General features: G+C 43.3%; 13 protein-coding genes. 7 read left to right on the forward strand and 6 right to left on the reverse strand.

From position 1 onward, the window contains the following. Nucleotides 1-170 precede the first annotated feature (170 nt). The 3 genes from ACL6C3_RS19285 to ACL6C3_RS19295 all read right to left on the reverse strand — a co-directional run bounded on the left by ACL6C3_RS19285 (nucleotide 171) and on the right by ACL6C3_RS19295 (nucleotide 6,359). The gene (locus ACL6C3_RS19285; RefSeq protein ID WP_413160654.1) at nucleotides 171-557 is read right to left on the reverse strand and encodes a response regulator; all 387 of its coding nucleotides are present in this window, start codon (nucleotides 555-557) and stop codon (nucleotides 171-173) included. Beyond that, nucleotides 547-4,167 (reverse strand): PAS domain S-box protein, encoded by a 3,621-nt coding sequence (locus ACL6C3_RS19290; RefSeq protein ID WP_413160655.1) that lies wholly within the window; start codon nucleotides 4,165-4,167, stop codon nucleotides 547-549. The genes ACL6C3_RS19285 and ACL6C3_RS19290 overlap by 11 nt, the downstream gene beginning before the upstream one ends. Nucleotides 4,168-4,481: 314 nt before the next feature. Then, nucleotides 4,482-6,359 carry a response regulator gene (locus ACL6C3_RS19295; RefSeq protein WP_413160656.1) on the reverse strand — a complete coding sequence of 626 codons (1,878 nt, stop codon included), beginning with the start codon at nucleotides 6,357-6,359 and terminating at the stop codon, nucleotides 4,482-4,484. 646 nt (nucleotides 6,360-7,005) lie between these two features. Here ACL6C3_RS19295 and wecB point away from each other — a divergent pair. Beyond that, complete coding sequence (gene wecB / locus ACL6C3_RS19300) at nucleotides 7,006-8,127, forward strand: non-hydrolyzing UDP-N-acetylglucosamine 2-epimerase (protein WP_413160657.1); 1,122 nt, start codon at nucleotides 7,006-7,008, stop codon at nucleotides 8,125-8,127. Between the two features lie 1,113 nt (nucleotides 8,128-9,240). Here wecB and ACL6C3_RS19305 read toward each other — a convergent pair. Both ACL6C3_RS19305 and thrC read right to left on the reverse strand, forming a co-directional pair. Next, nucleotides 9,241-9,516, reverse strand: a complete 276-nt coding sequence (locus tag ACL6C3_RS19305) for a MoaD/ThiS family protein (protein ID WP_413160658.1) — start codon at nucleotides 9,514-9,516, stop codon at nucleotides 9,241-9,243. 144 nt (nucleotides 9,517-9,660) lie between these two features. After that, nucleotides 9,661-10,962: a threonine synthase gene (gene thrC / locus ACL6C3_RS19310; protein WP_413160659.1), complete on the reverse strand. Its 1,302-nt coding sequence runs from the start codon at nucleotides 10,960-10,962 to the stop codon at nucleotides 9,661-9,663. Between the two features lie 341 nt (nucleotides 10,963-11,303). On the opposite strand from thrC, the gene ACL6C3_RS19315 reads away from it, so the two are divergent. Further along, entirely contained in the window at nucleotides 11,304-11,933 is a 630-nt protein-coding gene (locus ACL6C3_RS19315) for a restriction endonuclease subunit R (protein WP_413160660.1), read from the forward strand. A gap of 343 nt (nucleotides 11,934-12,276) precedes the next feature. Next, the gene (locus ACL6C3_RS19320; RefSeq protein WP_413160661.1) at nucleotides 12,277-12,744 is read left to right on the forward strand and encodes a tetratricopeptide repeat protein; all 468 of its coding nucleotides are present in this window, start codon (nucleotides 12,277-12,279) and stop codon (nucleotides 12,742-12,744) included. Nucleotides 12,745-12,841: 97 nt separating this feature from the next. Here ACL6C3_RS19320 and gloB read toward each other — a convergent pair whose 3' ends face one another. Then, nucleotides 12,842-13,615, reverse strand: a complete 774-nt coding sequence (gene gloB / locus ACL6C3_RS19325) for a hydroxyacylglutathione hydrolase (protein WP_413160662.1) — start codon at nucleotides 13,613-13,615, stop codon at nucleotides 12,842-12,844. A 182-nt stretch (nucleotides 13,616-13,797) separates the two neighbouring features. Between gloB and ACL6C3_RS19330 the strand changes: the two genes are divergently transcribed. The 4 genes from ACL6C3_RS19330 to ACL6C3_RS19345 all read left to right on the forward strand — a co-directional run bounded on the left by ACL6C3_RS19330 (nucleotide 13,798) and on the right by ACL6C3_RS19345 (nucleotide 17,494). Next, nucleotides 13,798-14,007, forward strand: coding sequence for a hypothetical protein (locus ACL6C3_RS19330; protein ID WP_413160663.1), 210 nt, complete (start codon nucleotides 13,798-13,800; stop codon nucleotides 14,005-14,007). 10 nt (nucleotides 14,008-14,017) lie between these two features. Continuing rightward, nucleotides 14,018-15,268, forward strand: coding sequence for a glycosyltransferase (locus ACL6C3_RS19335; protein WP_413160664.1), 1,251 nt, complete (start codon nucleotides 14,018-14,020; stop codon nucleotides 15,266-15,268). A 32-nt stretch (nucleotides 15,269-15,300) separates the two neighbouring features. Then, nucleotides 15,301-16,485, forward strand: a complete 1,185-nt coding sequence (locus tag ACL6C3_RS19340) for a glycosyltransferase (protein ID WP_413160665.1) — start codon at nucleotides 15,301-15,303, stop codon at nucleotides 16,483-16,485. Between the two features lie 82 nt (nucleotides 16,486-16,567). Then, the gene (locus ACL6C3_RS19345; RefSeq protein WP_413160666.1) at nucleotides 16,568-17,494 is read left to right on the forward strand and encodes a hypothetical protein; all 927 of its coding nucleotides are present in this window, start codon (nucleotides 16,568-16,570) and stop codon (nucleotides 17,492-17,494) included. The last annotated feature ends 103 nt before the right edge of the window (nucleotides 17,495-17,597 follow it).

Raw genomic sequence — 17,597 nt, forward strand, 5'->3', positions numbered from 1 at the left:
TGAAAATCGGCTCGACTCTTTCTTTTTCGTTACTTTTTTATGCTACCCGATCAATGTGAGGATTTTGTGAGGGAAAAACCCCAACATTTGTAAGATTTTCTTAACAAGATTTGTTTTAGAGTTTACTGGATTTTTTCACGTTCTGCAAGCCAACAGAGGAACCTCACCCTTTAAGGACAGGACTCCCACCCCAATAATCTTCGGATTTGCTTGACTAAATTTTGGGCCTCAAACGGTTTCACAATCACACCGTTAACCCCTAAATTTGCATATTCTTGTTGTTCGCTGCTTTTGGCCTTTGCGGTTAATAAAATCGTCGGAATGTGTTGAGTTTGGGAATAGGAACGTAATTGTTTAAAGGTGGCCGGCCCGTCTAAATTGGGCATCATTACATCGAGTAAAATCGCATCCGGTTGTTGGGCGAGGGCTATTTCTAAGCCTTCTTGTCCCCCGGAAGCGGCGATCACCTCCCATCCGGCGACGGTTTCTAAAGTAATTTGAATAATATCACGGACGCCATCTTCATCGTCTATCACCAAAATCCGTTTATTGTTCATCGGAATTTTCCTCAAGTTTCACCGGAATACTAAAATAAAAACAACTTCCTCGATCGACAACACTTTCTACCCAAATTTTACCGCCATGTTGTTCAATAATACTGCGACAAATTGCCAAACCCAAACCGGTTCCTCCTTTTTGGCGGGAGTCGGACGCATCAACTTGATGGAAGCGTTCAAAAATACTTTCTATTTTTTCGGGGGGAATTCCTCGACCTTGATCGCGCACCGAAAATAATACGCTCGCCGTAGGAAGATCGCCCCCAAATTTTCGCCACTCCGCTTCTACTGTTAATTCAATCCTCGATCCGCTTTCGGAGAATTTAATCGCATTACTGATCAAATTGGTTAATACTTGAATCATGCGATCGCCGTCGGCTTCAAATTCGATATCTTTGGGAAATATCTGTAAAAGAATTCCCGTGCGATTGGCCATCACCTGCATCTGATCTTGGGCGACCCGCAATAATTGGGCCGCATTAACTCGATGTTTGACCAGTTTAATTCTCCCACATTCTAAGCGTTCTAATTCTAGAATATCATTGACCAGTCTGACCAAACGTTCGGTACTGTCTGCGGCAATTTTAATGACGTGTTGTCCCCGGGGAGATTCCGGGGCGACCAAACCGGTTGATAATAAATTCAGAGCGCCGTGAATTGCGGTTAAAGGGGTTCTTAATTCGTGGCTGACCACCGAAATAAACTCATTTTTCATGCGTTCAATGGCATAGCGTTCGGTGATATCTTCCCCAATACTCATCGTTCCTAAAGCTTCTCCCTGTAAGCTTTGGAGGCGGGTATTATTCCAAGCAATAATTTTTTCTTCTCCAGATTTAGTTAAAATGGTATTCTGATAATAGGAATGAAGTTCTTGTTTGAGGATTTCTTGGAAATGTTGGCCGACTTGGGGTCTTTGAGAGGCGGGTAAAAACGTGGTCAACCAATCTTGTCCTAAAAGTTCGTCTTGAGTATATCCGGTTAATTCTAAGAAAAAAGGATTCACATAATCAATTTTTCCTCGATCGTTTAAACCCACAACCGCCAAACGGACATTTTCCAACAAAGAACGCCACCGTCTTTCGGATTCTTGTAGCGTTGCTTCGGCTTGTTTGCGATCGTTAATATTGGTAATGGAACCGACAAACCCTTTAATTTTACCTGTAATATCGGTTTCGGCGACGGCTTGACCAAACACCCAAGTAACGGTTCCATCCGAGCGTAGAAAGCGATATTCTAACTGAAAAGAACAGCGATCAGATAGTGCTTTTTCCCAAGCTTGAAACACCAAATTTCGATCCTCGGGATGTAAGGCTTTGATCCAACCTTGACCCAAGGCTTCTTCTAGGGAAAGTCCGGCGATCTGACACCATCTTTCGTTGACATACAAACAGTTTCCCGCAGCATCTCGGCAAAAAATACCCACCGGAGAAACTTCTGTTAAAGTGGCGTAGCGCCGTTCACTTTCTCGCAGGGCGGTTTCTGCTTGTTGACGCTCTTTCATCGCAGCAACTCGTTCGCTAATATCGCGTAAAATAGCCGTGTAGGTTTTAGTATTTCCCAGTTGTAATTCAGAAATAGAAGCTTCGGTGGGAAATTGAGAACCATCTTGACGGCGACCATAAACTTCCAGACGTTCTCCGTTATTATGACTGCGATGACATTTGCAGTTAAATTGTTGAATGTGCTGGCGGTAAACCGAAACAAAGTGTTGGGGAAGTAAGATGTCTAAAGATTGATCTAAAACGTCTTCGGCTCGATAACCAAATATTTTTTCAGCCCCTTGATTAAACAGAATAATTTTCTGGTTTTCGTTGACTGAAATAATCGCATCGTTAGCATTATCTAAAATTCCCGCTAACCGAGCTTCTGAGGCTAATAATTCTTCGGCTAAAATGGCTCGGGCTTCAATTTCTCGCTGAAGTTTGGCATTGGTTTTTTCCAGTTGGCTGGTTCGTTGTTCGACTAATTGTTCTAGGTGATCGCGATATTGTTGTAATTCGATTTCGGCTTGTTTGCGATCGCTAATATCGTGATAAACTCCGATCACCGCTACGGTTTCACCCTGATGATTAAATATCGGCACGACAATTGTATCACAAATTCCTTGAGTTTTGTCTTGGCGAATAAAGGTCATTTCACTGAACCAATACCCCTGTTGTTTAATGTGTTCAAGCATGGTTTTGGTGGGAATGGGTGTTTGTTCGGGATAATGAACTAGGGCGGAAGTTTGTCCGACAACTTCGCTTCTACCGTAGCCAAACATTCGCTCTGCGCCTGGGTTCCAGTCAATAATTCGACCTGTTAAATCGGTCATAATTACTCCATCATAAATTTGCTCGAAAATCAGGGCGTGTCGTTGTAAGGTTTGTTCGGCTTGTTTGCGTTCGGTAATATCGTTGGCAATAAAAACAACACTGTTAAAGGAATTGTTCACCCAAATGGGGGCGAGTTGAGCGGTATAGGAGCGCAATTCTCCATTTTTATTCGGGATAGTATACTCGATGCTTTGTAGCTGTTTGGTTAGGAAAACTTTATCCAGAATTTGAGTAATTTTTTTCTTGGTTTCGGGCGCTAAACCCTCAATAATTCGGCCGCCTAACACTTGTTCGGGCGTGAGAGGATCGGGACTGCGATTGGCAAATAAAATCCGACCGTTTCGATCTAATTCATAGATATAAATCGGGGCGTTGGATGTAATTGAATGCAAGCGTTGAGCCAGAGTCCGATAACGAAGTTCACTGTCTTTGAGGGCGGCTTCCGCCTGTTTTCGGGGGTTAATATCTATCCAATACCCAACAATTTCTAACGGTTTACCCTGTTTGTCGGTGACTAACCGCAGTTCGTCTTGTATCCAGTGATAGGTTCCATCTCCGTGCAGAAAACGGTATTCATAGCTATGCTTTCCCCGTTGAAAAACGCGGGGTAATTCGGCAAAAATGCGGGCAGAATCTTCGGGGTGAATGTGTTTCGCCCAAAAGCCCGTATCGGCGAATTCTTGACTCTTGTAGCCCAAGACGGACTGCACATTATCGCTGACAAAAGTTGCAGATTCCTGTCCGGAAGTCGGACTCGAATAAATAACAACTGGACTGGAGGTGATTAAGTGTTGCAGTCGGGCTTGAGCCATTTGTAACTGTTCTTGAGTCAGTTGACGTTCGTCGAGATCTTGCAAGACCTTTTGATTGGCTATAGCTAGGGCTTGAACCGAAAGAGAAAGTTGTTGTTCGAGTTCGGTGTTTGTGGTTTTTAATTGTTCAATTTCAGACCGTTCTCGGTCGGTTTTCCACCCCAATAAAATCCCAACAGTTCCCAGAAGGGTTAGGGTAAAACTCACTTCCAACACATCAACTGAACCGGGTGCCGTGAAAATCAAATAAACAACATAGAGGAAAAGGGGTATAATACTGAGTAATACGCTTCTCAGTCCTCCCCAACTGGCAATTAACGCCATCACCCCGATGAGCGCCAACCCGTTTTCAGGTAGAAGTTCGACCCTCGGATCAAAAACCACCATAAAAACGGTGAAAACCAGTGTTAGAATTCCTCCAAGCCACACGGGAGGTTGAAAGTTTAAGAGGGAGTTTGACAAAATTAAAGGGGAACGAAACATCGTGAACAACTGACACCTAAGCGGGAATAGACACTCTATCCTCTCTGCCGATCGATAGCTAAATTTATAACGAACAAATTGCTAGGATTGAAGACTTCAGTGATATAACTTTATAAATATTAATGAGAGTTCATTAATCTGAGTGGGCTGAAGCCTGTTTAGTTTCCTAACATCTTGGCTGATTTGCGTAAATTTTAGGGATTTGAGGCTGAAAAACCGAGTTGATAGAGTGCAGACTTTTAATATAATTTTAACTTAAATTTATCAAATTGTAATCCGAACGCCCTCCCCATTCTGATAGATTTGGGTTGGTTTTAATCCCCTGTTATTTTTCGTCGCAGTTGGCTGCGTTCTAAACAGTTGAGAACTCGGGCAATGAGTTCGGGTTCTACCAGGGGTTTTTGAATATAATCATCGGCGCCTGCATTCCAAACCCGTTCAACAATTTGACGGTTGCGTTCCTCTGAAAGAATAATAATCGGTAAATCTTGCCAACGGGGATCGTTACGAACCACTTGACAGAGTTCAACACCGCTGAGATCGGGCATAGCAAAATCTAAAATCAATAATTCTGGCGTAGATTGTTCTAAAGTTTGCCAAAATTGTTGCGGATTATCAAGTAAAATGAGGTGAAATCCCCAAGGTTCTAACACACTTCTAATTCGATCTAAAATCTCCGCTTCATTGTCAACAATTAAAATATTGGCTCGGGGGGGAGAACTCGGAGATAAAACCCGGGTAATTGCATCCAAAACTTGCGGGGGAGAAATGGGTTTTTGTAAAAATCCCCGCCCTCCCAAACGGGCAACTTTAACGCGATCGGCAAAGCTTTCTTTGGCTGTAAACACAACCACAGGTAAGGGTGTAGAATGAGAGTTGAGTTCTTCGAGCAGTTCAAAACCCGCTTCTGTGGAGTCAGGAAAGCTCAAATCTAATAAAACAATATCCGGTGAATTCTCGGCAATTAATTTTCGCGCCTGTTGGGGAGAAACAGCAATTTCGGTGTAGATTTTGCGGGTATTGGCAACCGTTGCAATTCCTTCGGCCAAAGCCAGATCGTCATCAACAATTAATAAGCGAGTGTTTAAACTATTAGGAACTTCTTCAGCATCAACCGTCGGCTGTAAGGGAACCGTAGGGGTAACAGAAGCGGGAGGAGGAAGACTCAATTCACTGTTTAAATCGATCAACAAAGCCGACAATTGCATAATTTTTTCAGCAGAAAGTTGAGTTTCCCCGTTTAACATTTGTTCGATTTGACGACAGTATTGAGACGCCTTACCAAAGCCAAAACTTCCCAAAGAACCGGCGAGGGTGTGAGCTTGTTCGAGCGCTTGTTGCTGTAAACTGCGATCGAGAGGACCCGTTTCTAAGGCTTTTGTGGCTTGTTCCAGAATCGCTATTCGGGTGAGATAACTTTCTCGGTGTTTTTTCCAAATTGTGCTTAAATTAATGCTTGTCGGGGAACGGGGAACGGCCGGAGTCGGTTCGGGTGGGGTCAATGTATCGTTGGGAGGAGAAACCGATTTGAGTCGATATCCTAACCCATAAACCGTTTCAATTAAATCGCTTCCAACGCCGCTTTGTTTGAGTTTTTGTCGCAAACCTTTAATTTGAGTTCGCACCGCAGACTCCGAGGGCGGATCGTCAAAAGACCACAGGTGATCGAGTAAAGCATTTTGACTAAAAATCCGCTCGGGATGGCGTAAAAATAATTCTAAAAGTTCGTATTCTTTGGCGGTGAGTTTTAGGAGTTTATCGCAGTAGGTGACTTGACAATTTTTCGGATCGAGTCGCAAACCTCCCCATTCCAAAATCGGCGGTGAACTGCTATTTCCCCGACGCAATAAAGCGCGAATTCTGGCTAAAAGTTCGGAGAGTTCAAAGGGTTTAACCAGATAATCGTCGGCGCCGGCGTCGAGTCCTTCGACTTTTTGATCGGCGGTATTTTGGGCGGTCATTAATAAAACGGGAGTGCGATCGCCTTTATTTCGCAAGCGTTTACAGAAGTTAATTCCATCCAGTTTAGGAAGGAGTAAATCCAACAAAATTAAATCATAGGTTAGTGCTTCTGCTAATTCCCAACCGACTAAACCATCCGACGCCAGATCGACGACGTAGCGTTGACGGATGAGTGCATCTTCGAGTCCTTGCGCTAACCCTTTGTCATCCTCGACTAACAGAATTCTCACGGCGATTGATTCTCCTCCCGATGAACATGATCCGCTTCAGTTTATGGCTGACAAATCAATGCTGAATTGAACAAAAGACTTTTATCCTGATAGTGATAGGCTGAGAAGTAATTTGTGTTTGCTGGCTCTTTTTGGGAATTTTAAATTTCTGCTATTTTTCTATTGTAGAGGACATCGGGCGTCAGGTGACGACTGAAACAAGACAGCTTCCAAAGCCCACGCCCTGGAAGCTGTCTTGAGTTATACCAACCCGTCTCTATATCAATTATCACTGACGGGATTGATCGGCTAGTCTTTTTATCAACTTCGACTAGCGGGATTTATCTGGATTTTTATCAGTGTTTATACAGTAGCGGAAGATTGTGAGGATTTTGTGAGGGTGGCGGTGGTAACGGATATGGTAACGGATGGGTTTGGGTTGGGGATGGGTTTGGGTAACGGGTGGGATAAATGGGGGGAATGGGAATATAATCGTTAAGCGTGTGATTTTGGGGGTTTGAGTAAGGGCTTTGAGTGAAAATGCGGATCGGTTTGGTCACTCCTGTTTGAATTATAAATGAAGGTTCTCGGTGTAAAACTGTATTGACTCTAACATCTGTCTCGATTTTTTGATTGCTGAGTTGGCTCGCCTTTTTGATGAACTGCTATGATTAATTCTGCTATTCGTGTGGCTGTTGTTCTCGGAACTCGCCCTGAGGCGATTAAATTGGCTCCTGTTATTCAACAGTTACGACTATCTTCTGATTTTGAGACTCAAGTTATTTTAACCGGTCAGCATCGAGAAATGGTTAAACAGGTGATGCAACTGTTTAGCTTGGATGCGGATTATAATTTGGAAATTATGCAGCGCGAGCAAACTTTAACGGATATTACTTGGCGGAGTTTGCAGGGGTTAGAAGGGTTATTTCAACAGCTTCGCCCCCATGTTGTTATTGTTCAGGGAGACACGACAACGGCGTTTGCTGCGGCTTTGGCTGCTTTTTATCAGAAAATTCCGGTCGGTCATGTCGAAGCGGGGTTACGCACGAATGATCTGTTTAATCCCTATCCCGAAGAAGCAAACCGTCGTCTGATTTCTCAACTGACTCAATTTCATTTTGCACCGACAACGCAAGCGGTGGAAAATTTACAAAATTCGGGGGTTTTGGGGGAAATTCATCACACGGGAAATACCGTGATTGATGCGCTGTTATCGGTGGCGAAAACTCGGCCACAGTTGAATATTCCTAACTTGAATTTTAGCGAATATCGACTCATTTTGTCAACGGTTCATCGTCGGGAAAATTGGGGAAATCCTCTAATTAGCATTGCGGAAAGTTTTCTGAATATTTTAGATAATTTTCCCGATACGGCGTTACTTTTGCCTTTACATCGCAATCCTACCGTCCGAGAACCTTTACAAAAAATATTAGGAAGTCATCCGAGAATCTTTTTAACTGAACCTCTCGATTATTCTGAATTGGTCGCGGCAATTGACCGCTGTTATTTTGTTTTAACGGATTCGGGCGGATTGCAAGAAGAAGCCCCGAGTTTAGGAAAACCTGTCTTGGTTTTACGAAAAACAACGGAACGCCCAGAAGCTATTACTGCGGGAACGGCGAAACTTGTGGGAACAGAAACGGCGGAAATTGTGGAGGCGGCAACGGAATTATTAACCCATTCGGAGACCTATAAAAAAATGGCAACCGCCATTAATCCGTTTGGAGATGGTCATGCTGCCGAATACATCGTTCAAATTTTACGAAAACGGATGATACAACTTTTGTAGGGGCGGGTTTTATCAGATATTTAATATCATCTCACAGATAGAAGTAATAGAGTTGTTCATTAATAATTGTGTTCTGTTATTTTTTGGGGGTGGGTTGATATTGGTTGTTCATTAATCATTCTGTAGGGGCGGGTTCTACCAGATATTTAATATCATCTCATAGATTGAACTAAACCCGCCCCGACCCCAAGCGCCCCAACAGGTTTGTTATTGGTTATTTTTTGGGGGTGGGTTGATATTGGTTGTTCATTAATCATTCTGTAGGGGCGGGTTCTACCAGATATTTAATATCATCTCATAGATTGAACTAAACCCGCCCCGACCCCAAGCGCCCCAACAGGTTTGTTATTGGTTATTTTTTGGGGGTGGGTTGATATTGGTTGTTCATTAATCATTCTGTAGGGGCGGGTTCTACCAGATATTTAATATCATCTCATAGATTGAACTAAACCCGCCCCGACCCCAAGCGCCCCAACAGGTTTGTTATTGGTTATTTTTTGGGGGTGGGTTGATATTGGTTGTTCATTAATCATTCTGTAGGGGCGGGTTCTATCAGATATTTAATCTCATCTCCGAGATTGAACTAAACCCGCCCCGACCCCAAGCGCCCCAACAGGTTTGTTATTGGTTATTTTTTGGGGGTGGGTTGATATTGGTTGTTCATTAATCATTCTGTAGGGGCGGGTTCTACCAGATATTTAATATCATCTCATAGATTGAACTAAACCCGCCCCGACCCCAAGCGCCCCAACAGGTTTGTTATTGGTTATTTTTTGGGGGTGGGTTGATATTGGTTGTTCATTAATCATTCTGTAGGGGCGGGTTCTATCAGATATTTAATCTCATCTCCGAGATTGAACTAAACCCGCCCCGACCCCAAGCGCCCCAACAGGTTTGTTATTGGTTATTTTTTGGGGGTGGGTTTATATTGGTTATTTTTTGGGCGGGTTTATATCAGTTATTGATGGGAAACACAAATCTGTACGGAACCCGCCCCTACGGGTTTGTTATTGGTTATTTTTTTGGGCGGGTTTATATCGGTTATTGATGGGATACAACAATTTGTACTGAACCCGCCCCAACCCAAAGCAACCCGACAGTTAAAATTATCAATTAACCGCCTGCAACTGCGGGAACAATACTCACTTCATCCCCATCTTTGAGTTCGGTTTGTGTTCCGTCCAAAAAGCGGATATCTTCGCTATTCACGTAAAAATTGAGGAAGCGACGGGGTTCACCTTTGTCGTCACACAAGCTATTTTTAATTCCCGGACAACTGGCTTCTAAAGAATCAATTAATTCGAGAATATTGCTTCCTTCGCATTCGAGAGTTGCTTGGTTGTTGGTGAATTTTTGCAGGGGAGTTGGAACTAATACTTTAACCGCCATATCAGTTTTTGAGGATAAGATTTAGGTGAGTAGGGTGGGTTGGGAAACCAGCTTTATTGTTTGAGGATTTAGGATTTAGGATTTAGGGTAATGGTAACACCTTACCCCAAATTCCTAACCCTCTTAACTCCTGATTTTTGGCAATTAAACCAAAACTTCTTGCCATTCTAAACGGTCTAAGGTGCGGGCGCGTTCTAAGGCGTGTTCAAAGCTTTCTAATTTGGCGTCAATGGTTAGAGGTTCGCCTACATAACCTTGAACCGCTTCTTGAGTTTTTAGGCCGTTACCCGTGATGTAAACAACGGTGGTTTCATCCGGATCAATTTTACCCGCTTCCACCAATTTTTTCAAGACTGCAATGGTGGTCCCGCCTGCGGTTTCGGTGAAAATGCCTTCGGTTTCCGCCAAAAGTTTGATGCCTTCAATCACTTCCGCATCGTTAACCGACTCAATATGACCGTTGGTTTTCCGGGCGACTTCTAAGGCATAAACGCCATCGGCCGGATTTCCAATTGCAATGGATTTTGCAATAGTATTCGGCTTAACCGGCTTGATAAAATCCCGTTCTTCGGTGAACGCTTGGGCGACGGGAGAACAGCCTTCGGCTTGGGCGCCGCTGAAGCGAACCGCTTTATCTTCGACTAAGCCAACTTTAACGAATTCTTGGAATCCTTTATAGATTTTAGTATACAAAGAACCGGAGGCAATCGGCGCCACAACATGGTCGGGAAGTTTCCATCCTAATTGTTCGGCGACTTCATAACCGAGGGTTTTTGAACCTTCAGAATAATAGGGGCGCAGGTTAATATTAACAAATCCCCAACCGTGAGTATTGGCAACTTCCGAACAGAGGCGGTTTACTTGGTCGTAATTGCCTTTAACTGCCATTAAAATCGGGTTATAAATTAAAGTACCGAGGACTTTTCCGGCTTCCAAGTCCGAGGGAATAAATACGCAACAGTCGAGTCCGGCTTTGGCGGCGATGGCTGCGGTGGAGTTGGCTAAATTTCCGGTACTCGCACAGGATACTGTCGAAAAGCCCAATTCTCTAGCACGAGTCAGGGCGACGGATACCACTCTATCTTTGAAGCTGAGAGTCGGCATATTCACCGCATCGTTTTTAATATAGAGGTTCTTCAGACCCAGGCGACGGGCTAACCGTTGGGACTTGACCAGCGGTGTCATTCCGGTACCGACGTCAATGACATCATCGGTGGCGACGGGGAGGAAGTGGCGGTAACGCCAGATGGACTTCGGACCGGCTTCGATGGTGGCGCGGCTGACTTTCTGACGCAGTAGGTCGTAGTTGTACTGAACTTCTAACGGCCCAAAGCAAACTTCGCAAACGTGTTTCGCTTCGAGGGCGTATTCGGCGCCGCATTCTTTACATTGCAGTTTCTCGAAGGTTGCACCTGTGCTTTGGGTTTGAGTTGTTAGTGCCGTCATAAGTCGAACCTCTAGTTGAACGATGTGCTTGAATTCCTGATTTCTAATACAGTATCACAGTGAATTTACGAGGTCAATCATACCCGAGTTTTTTAGTCGGGATTAACTTTAACCTTTAAGCACTAGGGTTTTGAGGGTTTTTAGAGGCGGTATCACTGTCAACTCCATAAAAAATATTTATCGATGCTTCGTTTAACTCCCCATGACCATAGACCCCAAGACCCCAACCTCTGCCGGCTTCGCCTAGATTTCATTGGGTGTGACAACTTCTATAACAATATGTCAGTTTGGGTCTTAAAATTGAATCAAAATTAACTTTATATTTTTCAAAAATAAACCTCATGGTACAAACCATTCAAGCTCAAAATGTCAACATCCGGGACTTAATAGAAAACTTCGGCCTTCAGCTTATTGAAGATGAGGGTTTTTTTCCCGAATGGCAGGAAAATTTACCCGAAGTCACGGAAACCGAAAAGCAACTTTTAGATAAAGTAAAAAGGGGTTTTATTAATTTACTGAATTATCCTCCCTTACTCGAAGATGTGATTAAAATGGCGGTGTTAGACCCAATTTTATTTATTGCGGATTTTTATCTCGCACCTTTTTATGTAAAATCAGAACAATCGATAGAAATTATTAGCGAAGATGAAGGCGTAATTATCAGAGGGAGACTGGATACTTTGGTTTTGAAAGATCAACTTTGGGTGATGGTGATTGAGTCGAAGAAAGCATCCTATTCTGTAGAAGCGGGACTCGCTCAACTGATCGCTTATATGATGGGAAATCCGCAGCCAAAACAGCCCAGTTATGGAATGATTACGGGTGGGGGAACGTTGACGTTTATAAAATTAGTTAAAGCTGAAACGTTTCAGTATGCAAGGTCAAACCTATTTGCAACTCTCAATCAAGGGGATTTGTATCGGGTTCTGCAAATTTTGAAGCATCTCAGTCAAATTGTGATTAATCGTTAATTGGTCGTTAGATATAAATCAAAAAACCGGGTTTCTCAATATAAATCGGATTTGTGGGATGTATCTGCTCGCAACTAGCGCTATAATTCTTGGGCGGGGTTTATTCTCGTCGTTGGAGAGGGGACGGTGACAAATGTTTGAGTCGAGTCATATAACATTTTTTTTTGAAATGAAAAGCGTAGTGCCGGCGTCCCGCTTGCAAGATACCTCTTTCCGATTAATCGTTTTTCAGAACTGATTTGACCCGGGTATATTTTGGGGAAATTTTATGCTAAGATATTCGGGGTTTTAGTTCTCCATTTGCTCGAAAGTCAGTTGTTTGAAAACATCTTAAAAACAGAGAATGAACGAATCGGATATTAACGCATTACTAGAAGATCTAAAAAATCCAGATGAAACGGTTCGCCGTCAAGCCACGCATCAACTGTGGAGAATCTGGTTTGAACAAAAAGGAAGCGCCGGACTCGAACAAATTCGTAAAGCCGAAGTCTGGTTACAAGGGGGAAACCCGAAAGAAGCAGAAGCGGTACTCACTCAACTGATAGAAGATTTACCCGACTTTGCAGAAGCGTGGAACAGACGGGCGGTTTTGTATTATATTACCGAAGAATATGACAAGGCTTTAGCAGACTGTAAACAGGTGATTGAGTTAAACCCAAATCACTTTGGAGCGTTGCACGGAATGGGGTTATGTTATGCGGCGATGGGAGAGTTTACGGAGGCAATTCGAGCCTTTAGACAAGCGTTAGAAATTCAACCCTATTCTTTAGAAAATCAACGATTAATTTTAGAATGTACGTCTCAATTATAAGCGAATTTTGCTCGGGTAGGAAAGCCGTAAAATCAGGGTTTTGATTTTGATTTTTGTTCGGCGAACCTACCCGATGAATCCGAGAGTCAAATAGCGATCAGAATTGATCTTTCATCCCCCGCAAACGGGCAAAACTCTGCACCGGATCTTGACTTTTTACTCGGGACTGGAGAGCCGGATCATCCCAACGGAAAAAAGGATTAGTTAGCTTTTCTAATCCGATGGTAGAAGGAACGGTTGCTTCATCGCGACTGCGAGCCATTTTAACTTGCTCAAAACGATTTTTTAAATCGGAATTCTTCTCATCCACCGTGAGAGCAAATTTGAGATTTTTCAAAGTATATTCGTGAGCGCACCAAACCCGGGTATGATCGGGTAAAGAACGCAATTTAGTTAGAGAATTAACCATTTGTTGGGGTGTTCCCTCAAATAAACGACCACAACCCCCCGCAAACAGAGTATCCCCACAAAATAACTCGCCGATTTGATCTTCAGTTTCAGGGGGAAAATAGTAAGCAATATGGGCTTTTGTATGTCCGGGAACGAAGAAAACTTCCCCACTGCGCGCGCCAAATTTGACCCGATCGCCTTGGGAGAGAAACACCTGTTGTCCGGGAATGCGACCCCGATCTTCAGACCCCCCATAAACCGTAACTTCGGGGAACTTTTCGAGAAGTTGACGATTTCCCCCCACATGATCGCTATGATGGTGAGTATTGAAAATCGTCACCAACTCAGCATTCAGTTCTGCGAGACGTTTGAGAACCGGACCGGCTTCTGCGGGGTCAACCACTGCGGCGATATTGCGAGTCGGATCGTGCAGTAAAAAAATATAATTGTCTGATAATGCGGCCAGTCGCTCAACCTGCATAAAAAATAGCCTCCTGCTCTGTTGTTGTCAATACTCGCTTTACAGAATACTTTGGAAAAGCATCCAAAAATTCGTTCGTTTCGATTACAATTGCTCTGATCATTAAAAATCGGCTCAATAGTGAGCAACTTCCGATATTGTAGCGAACTCCTATTTATGAAATCATACAGGAATGATAAGCTATGCGTTGGTTAAATCCAAATCAATCTAACCCGACTCTAACTCAATTGCTTGATCGCATCCTGACATCAGGTGAGATCGATCGCAGTGAGTATCTGAAGCTGATGTCAATGATCCTCTCAGACAGTCAAATTACCGATGCTCAACGTAGTGAGATTAACCGAATTTTTGACTATGTTCAAACCGGTCGCTTCACGCTTATTGACTTATAAAATCAAGTGAATGTCTCAGATCTATCCGAATTTTCCGAGTCATTGTCAATTTTCTCATCTGGTCCCCGAACCGACGGGTGCATTGATCGTTCCCAGACAAATTGTTACACCATCCCCAACCGATCCGAGTAATATTCAACTTTCGTTAGTGGTTCCGACCTATTGCGAAAGTGAGAATATTCAGCAAACCATCGCCCAGTTGAGTCAAATGCTGGATCGGGTTTTACCCGATGAGTATGAATTGATTATTGTTGATGATGATAGCCCGGATTTGACTTGGAAAATCGCCCTCGATCTCTGTTGCGATTATCCTCAGTTGCGGGTGATGCGTCGTCAACAGCAACGGGGACTTTCAACGGCGGTGATTCGCGGTTGGCAGGTCGCTCGTGGTAAGATTTTAGGGGTGATTGATGCCGATTTGCAACATCCTCCCGAAACGGTGTTAAATCTGATCGCCGACATCAACAAAGGTGCCGATTTAGCCGTAGCCAGTCGTCATGTAGACAATGGTGGGGTGAGTGACTGGAGTTTGAAACGGAGGTTTCTTTCTCGGGGGGCGCAGGTTCTCGGGTTGGTGATTTTACCGGGGGTTCTCAGTCGGGTGTCCGATCCGATGAGCGGTTATTTTTTGGTGAGACGGGAGGCGATCGCCGAGCAAGTTTTATGTCCGATTGGGTATAAGATTTTAATTGAGATATTAGCTCAAGGTAAGATTTGCTGGATCGCCGAAGTGGGGTATGTGTTCCAAGAACGCAGCGAAGGCGCGAGTAAGGTGACTTGGAAACAGTATTTTGAGTATTTACAACACTTAATTCGACTGCGGTTGAGGTTATGGCCTGTACAACGATTTCTGCGGTTTGGAGTTGTGGGGTTTAGCGGGGTGTTTGTGGATTTGGGGATGTTTTACCTGTTTCGTCATCTCGGTTTGGGGTTGACCGTGAGTGTGATTTTATCGGGTGAGATGGCAATTGTTAATAATTTTCTCTGGAATGACCGATGGACGTTTGCCGATTTGAGCCATCAACAGCGCAGTTGGGCGAAGGGGTTTAAAAGGTTCTTAAAATTTAATATCATTTGTTTGGCGGGGTTGGTGTTAAATGCAACAATTGTTAATATACTGTCTCGCGGTTTAGGAATGAATGAATATCTGGGTAAACTGATAGCGATCGCGATCGTGACGTTCTGGAATTTCTGGGTTAATCTAAAGTTGAGTTGGCGAGTGACGGAAGTGGATGAGGAGGTCAGATTGAACAGAAGATGATTAAAAAATTGAGCAAGCGTGAGGGATAGACCATGATGACAACCGGCTATAAACCCGAAAAAAAAGAGGCATCAAAACCATCAATTGCGGTTTTTTATCCCAGTTTTGAAGGCGGAGGTGCCGAAAGCGTAGGCTTGTGGATTTTAGAGGCTTTAAAACCCAAGTACCGGGTGACGCTGTTGACTTTATTTCCTTTGGACTTGCAACGGTTAAATTTAGCCTATGGAACTCAGCTTTCTTCGGAAAATATCACCGTTCAATCGATTTTTCCTGGGGGTTTTCAAAGCAGCTTTAAGTTTTTAATGGCGAATAACACAAGCATGAAGAAGCTGTTTAATCATTGGTTTATTCGTCAGTTTAAGAAGCAGGCTCAAGGCTATGATTTAGTGTTATCGGCTTACAATGCTACGGATTTGGGGAAAAAAGGAATTCAATATATTCACTGGATAGATGTTTTTGACAAAGATGGTGAGTTTTATACAAAGATTTCCGATTTTTCCGAGGAAAGAATGAAAGGCAATATTTCCATCGCAAATTCCTATGTGGTGGCGGATGCAATTCTAACAGAATATGGGATAGAGTCAACGGTGATTTATCCTCCGGTTGTCTTGGACGCTCAAAATATTCCTTGGGAACAAAAAGAAAATGCCTTTATTTGTAGCGGTCGATTAACGGAAGCGAAACAACCTCACAAAGCGATCCAAATCCTGAAAAAAATTCGGGAAAAAGGCTACGACGTTAAACTGTATCTAACCGGAGGAGGTGGCGGTTTATACGGTTGGAAGTATTTGCGATTTCTCAAAAAAATGGTCGCCGAAAATTCCGATTGGGTGACACTGTATCAAAATCTTCCCTACAAAGACTATGTAAATGTTTTGGCGAAATGTCGGTACGGAATACATTATAAAAAAGAACCCTTTGGGATTTCAATTGCTGAAATGGTGAAAGCGGGTGCAATTCCTTTTGTGAGAAGTGTGGGGGGACAGGTGGAAATAGTCGGACAAGAGAATCAAGATTTGTTTTTTGACGGGGTAGAAGAAGCGGTCGAAAAAATACTGTTGGTTTTGAACAATTCCGACAAACAACAACAACTCAGATCCGATTTAGAAGACCGTCAGAAAATCTTTTACACCCAACATTTTATGAAGGAAATTCGTGAGTTTGTCGAGAATGAATTTTCATGTTATCAACCGATAAAATCCGACCTCACTCTCTAAACAATCGGGAGGAAGTGGCCCTTCTCTAAAAACGACTCGGGTTGATGAATAAATGGGGAGATAGTTTTCTCAGCACTCTACTTTGATCGACTATCCTAATTTGCTAGAAGCAGACGTTCAAAAGTTAATGAAAACCATTGCAAACTATCACGTTATCGATCCCAAAAATATTGGAGATTTCTTATCTTCTCCCTTGCATTACTTCGATTTTCCCGGATATGAAGTCAGCAAGATAGATCTTCGGACTCTCAACGAAGCCGAGGCTAAAGATGATTCTCAATGTCTACTCACTCATCACGCCATAGTCGGCGGAGGTGGGTTAATGTTTGAGCGATTTCTCAATCATTTTCAACGCTTACAAGCTCGTAAAAATGGTCATCGTTTAGTGCTTTGGGGAGCCGGACACCAAATTTATAAGCTCGATGGTTCTGTTGAGTTTGATTATACTCCTTATTTAGAACAGTTTGATGATGTTGGAATTCGAGATTTTGACTCGGGATATGATTGGGTTCCTTGTGTAAGCTGTATGCACGAAGCTTTTGATCGCCAATATTCCATTGAACATGAGTTTGTGGTTTTTTCCCACAAAAAGTTTCAAATTGCGATTGATAAATTTCCTCGGAAAACAAATGAGTCGGAGAACTTTGAGGAAATCATTCGTTTTTTGGCGTCCGGTGAAACCATTTTAACCAGTTCTTTTCACGGAGCCTATTGGGGAACGCTGCTGGGACGAAAAGTTTTAGCCTTTCCGTTTACCAGCAAGTTTTTCACGCTCAAGCACCCGGTTGCACTGTATCCCGTAGAAAAATGGCAACAACCCAAAAGGGAGATTAAACTGTTTGGAAAAACACTGTATCAGCACTTTGATGAAACTAAATTTTTGTGCAGTACCGAGGGCTGGCGATCGCATCTAGATCGGTGCCAATCTTATCCGAATAGTTTACAAGAGTGTCGCGATCGCAACCGTTGGTTCTACAATAAGATTATGAATAATCTGGATCATCTCTAATTCCCGATACGGAATTGATTTTTGAGCGGTGACTAGCGGTAAATTCAAACATCTGTTCATCGCCGAGCTATCCAACTAGCCCATCCAAAACCAAAAAAGGAGG

It is taken from the genome of Capilliphycus salinus ALCB114379 (assembly GCF_047276495.1).
In the GTDB taxonomy this organism is placed as follows: Bacteria; Cyanobacteriota; Cyanobacteriia; order Cyanobacteriales; family Microcoleaceae; genus Capilliphycus; species Capilliphycus salinus.